Origin of the sequence: Chthonomonas sp. (assembly GCF_035294165.1) — a bacterium.
Lineage (GTDB): Bacteria > Armatimonadota > Chthonomonadetes > Chthonomonadales > Chthonomonadaceae > Chthonomonas.
In genome coordinates this window covers 1-3,754 of record NZ_DATGLN010000084.1, presented here as the reverse complement: position 1 = coordinate 3,754, position 3,754 = coordinate 1, and the positions used below count along the sequence as shown (strand labels likewise).

Here is a 3,754-nt window from a genome sequence, read left to right as displayed (position 1 = left end):
GGAGATGATAAGCCCTGCGGGGTCATCGGCGGCGGAGTTGATGCGCAGTCCGCTAGAGAGTTTTTGGATGCTGCTAGCGACGGCATCGGAGACTTGGTTTAGGTTGTAAAGGGCGCCTAGCGCCGTTACATTGGTGTTGAGATTCAACATTTTGTCGTGTCAATTCCTCCCTGATGGGTTAGATGGCGGCATCCTGCCGCGATATTTAAGGCTGGCTTTTGAAGATGAGGAAGGTTCTTTGCCCGCCCACGTCTTTCTTATTCCATAAACCCCTGTCAGTTTTAACATAGTTTTTTTGCGGATACGATGGGGTATAATGGGGTGTTCAAGGAACGGTCTTATAGGAGGAGTTCGATGATTTCGGAGGCGAAGCCAGAACTTGTTAGCACTAAGCACGGCGGCGCGATTTTGCGTCGCCGGAGGAAGGGCTTTGTCTCTTAGGAAGGCTCTACTCTTTAGCAAACGCGCCGCTTCCGAAAGCTTTCGGAAGCGGTTTTTTGTTTCTTTACCTTACATCGTCGTCGAGGAGGAATAGGTATGAAAGACGAGACAAAATATGACGATCTTTATCGCTTACGGCATAGCGCAGCTCACCTCATGGCTCAGGCTGTGGGCGAGCTGTTTCCGGGTGTGAAATATGCCATTGGCCCGCCCATTGAGGATGGATTCTATTACGATTTCGAGCTGCCCCGCCCTATTCGAGAAGAGGATTTGGAGCGGATCGAGGAAAAAATGCGTGAAATTGCCGCACGCGATCTCCCCATTCAACGCGAGGTGCTTCCTCGCGAGGAGGCTATAGAGCTTGAAAAACGCCTGGATCAACCCTACAAGCTCGAGCTGATCCGCGACATTCCAGAAAATGAGGAGATATCGTTCTACCGTCAAGGAGATTGGATAGACCTCTGTCGCGGGCCTCACGTGGAGTCGACGGGGAAGTTGAAGCACTTCAAGCTCCTGCATACGGCGGGGGCTTACTGGCGTGGCAACGAAAAGAACAAGATGCTTACCCGCATCTACGGCACGATCTGGCCGACCGAGGAGGAGTTAAAGGACTACTTACATCGGTTGGAGGAGGCCAAGAAACGAGATCATCGCGTTTTGGGTAGAGAATTAGGCCTCTTTATGTTCTCACACGAGGTGGGGCCGGGGCTGCCTTTGTGGCTTCCGAAAGGTGCTGTTCTTCGGGAAACGCTTATGGAGTTCATGAAGGCCGAACAGACGCGACGGGGCTATTTGCCGGTGGTGACCCCTCATATCGGCAATGCACGCCTCTATGAACGCAGTGGCCACCTACAAACCTACAACTCCAAAATGTTTCCATTGATGCGCGGAGAGGAGGAGGATGAGACCTATGTTCTCAAGCCGATGAACTGCCCGCATCACATCATGATCTACGCCTCTGAGCTACGCTCCTATCGCGATCTGCCCCTTCGCCTCGCCGAATTCGGAACTGTCTATCGCTACGAGCAGAGCGGGGAGCTAACCGGCCTGTTGCGCGTGCGTGGCTTCACGCAGGACGACAGCCATCTCTTTGTAACTCCGGAGCAGCTCAAGGAAGAGTTTAAGGGCGTGGTAGACCTCATGCTCTACACGCTGCGCCGCCTGGGCCTTGAAGAGTATCGCGTTCGAATCGGCGTGCGTGACCCCAAAGACGACAAGTACATCGGTTCCGATGAGAATTGGGAGGCCGCCCAACGCGCCATCATCGAGGCGGTGCAAGACCTCGGCATGGATTATGAGATCGCCGAGGGAGACGCTGCCTTCTACGGCCCGAAACTCGACCTTATGGTGCGCGATGCCCTACGCCGTGAATGGCAGATGGGCACGGTGCAGGTGGATTATAACCTGCCGGAGCGCTTCGAACTGGAGTATGTGGGCGAGGACGGTCAACGGCATCGGCCTATCATGATTCATCGTGCACCTTTCGGCTCCTTAGAGCGTATGGTGGGGCTTTTACTGGAGCACTACGCCGGTGCCTTTCCCTTCTGGCTGGCCCCGCAGCAAGTCGCTATTATTCCTATTGCCGATAGGCATTTGGAGTACGCACAGCGCGTTCGCGCCCGCCTTCAGGAAGCAGGCTTCCGCGTTGAGATAGACGGTCGCAACGAGAAGATGGGCAAGCGCATTCGCGACGCCGAGGTGCAAAAGGTACCCATTATGCTTATCTGCGGCGACAGAGATGTGGAGGCCCAAACGGTGAGCATCCGCAAGCATGGGGAAGGCGACCTCGGTGCGCGCTCCATTGAGGCCACCATCGCCTATCTTAAAGAGCTTCAGGAGGGTTAAACGGCTCTGGAGGGGTGTTGGCGAGACGAGCAAACTCTTCAAGAGAGAGCGTTTCGCCGCGCCTCTCCGGTGCGATGTTGGCCGCTGAAAGCCATGCGGCCACACGCGCACGATCGTTTGGAAGCCCGATCTGCGGAGCTGCAGCGAGGAGAGCCTTCAAAAGGGTTTTGCGACGTTGGCCGAAAGCGGCGTGCACAATGGCGAAAAAGCGCTCCTCGTTATTTACCTGCAGCGTGCTTGGTGAAACCGGCACCATCCTTAAAATCGCCGAGTTAACCTCCGGTTGTGGAAAGAAAACCGTGCGCGGCACTACACCGGCGATCTCGGCCGTCGCATGATACTGCACAAATATCGAGAGCGAGCCGTAATCTTTACTCCCCGGTTTGGCAACAATCCGTCGGGCAAACTCCTCTTGTACGAGCAGGATAATCTGACGGAATCGGTTTTTACGAGAGAGCAACCTTTCCACTATGGGCGTGGAGATGGCATAGGGAATGTTGGCGACCGCCGAGCCGATGCCCCCGATGCCGAATGCTATATCGAGAAGAACATCGAGGTCTAACTCGAGAAAATCGGCAAAAACAAGGCGTACGGTGGGATAGCGGGCAGCAATGGCCTGTAGGGGCGGCTTGAGCCGCGAGTCGATCTCGACGGCAGTTACTCTCGCCCCGTGTTCGGCCAGGGCCTGGGTGAGAGACCCAAAGCCGGCGCCGATTTCAAGCACCGCCTCGTCGGGAAGAAGACCGGCGACGAGGAGAATGCGCTGCAGCGTGTTGCGATCGAAAAGAAAGTTCTGTCCTAATCGCTTACTGGGATGAATGTGGTGCTCGTGTAGCCAAGCCCGCAGGGCGTTGAGCGAGGTAGGCTGAAAATCCGCTGGATGCATGAGGAAAGAAGTCGCCGGGACTGCTGCCGAGTGGTCGTAAGCCATTTCGGCCCCGACGACCTTATTTTCTCAGTTTAGAATGTGGACGCGCACGTGATGCATGTCCCGAATGTGGGCGATATTGTGCAACGAGTCGATGCAGAGGTCGATTCGGTTGCCCTTGATGGCGCTGCCGATGTCGGCGGCGATGGCATAGCCGTATCCCTCAATGTAGAGGCGTGTGCCTAAGGGGATATAGTGGGGGTCTACGGCCACGACCCCGTACCCACATTTGATGCCGGTGCTTGCGCGCCCGGTAGCGCTGCCCTCGTGAGGGTAGTAGTAGGTAGCGTTCATAATGAGAACGCGCCTACCGGAAAAGTAGCCGCGTGAGGCAAGTCTGGCGGCTATGCCTACCTGAACCACTTCCGGAACGGGCTTTTTGAGGATACGCTCTGAGATGAGCGTCCTTTTCATTTCGGTGCCGTTTGGCCGAAGCCAGATGCGGTAGGTCACCTCTTTTTCGCCTTTCACTCCACCACGCAAAATACGACTGGTACCGCTTCGCAGCAGAGAGGTCGGCTTCCTGAGGGTGGGATAGGG

Annotated in this window: 3 protein-coding genes and 1 pseudogene; 1 reads left to right on the top strand and 3 read right to left on the bottom strand. The window is 55.8% G+C overall.

The genetic code is table 11. The annotated features are described in order from the left end of the window. Positions 1–150, bottom strand: a pseudogene (locus VKV29_RS15275) (flagellin FliC); the annotation flags it as partial. A gap of 387 nt (positions 151–537) precedes the next feature. Between VKV29_RS15275 and thrS the strand changes: the two are divergent. Further along, positions 538–2,286, top strand: coding sequence for a threonine--tRNA ligase (thrS, locus tag VKV29_RS04600; protein ID WP_324200127.1), 1,749 nt, complete (start codon positions 538–540; stop codon positions 2,284–2,286). Here the strand turns inward: thrS and rsmA are convergent. Beyond that, on the bottom strand, positions 2,264–3,172 hold the full coding sequence (gene rsmA, locus VKV29_RS04595) for a 16S rRNA (adenine(1518)-N(6)/adenine(1519)-N(6))-dimethyltransferase RsmA (RefSeq protein WP_324200126.1): 909 nt from the start codon (positions 3,170–3,172) through the stop codon (positions 2,264–2,266). The genes thrS and rsmA overlap by 23 nt on opposite strands. A 69-nt stretch (positions 3,173–3,241) precedes the next feature. Next, positions 3,242–3,754 (bottom strand): 3D domain-containing protein (locus VKV29_RS04590; RefSeq protein ID WP_324200125.1); only part of this gene is annotated, 513 nt, incomplete at its 5' end.

What these genes read in the sequence shown, in the direction of transcription:
- thrS (WP_324200127.1), top strand. Translation starts at nt 538, where the DNA reads ATGAAAGACGAGACAAAATATGACGATCTTTATCGCTTACGGCATAGC.
- rsmA (WP_324200126.1), bottom strand. Translation starts at nt 3,172, where the DNA reads ATGCATCCAGCGGATTTTCAGCCTACCTCGCTCAACGCCCTGCGGGCT.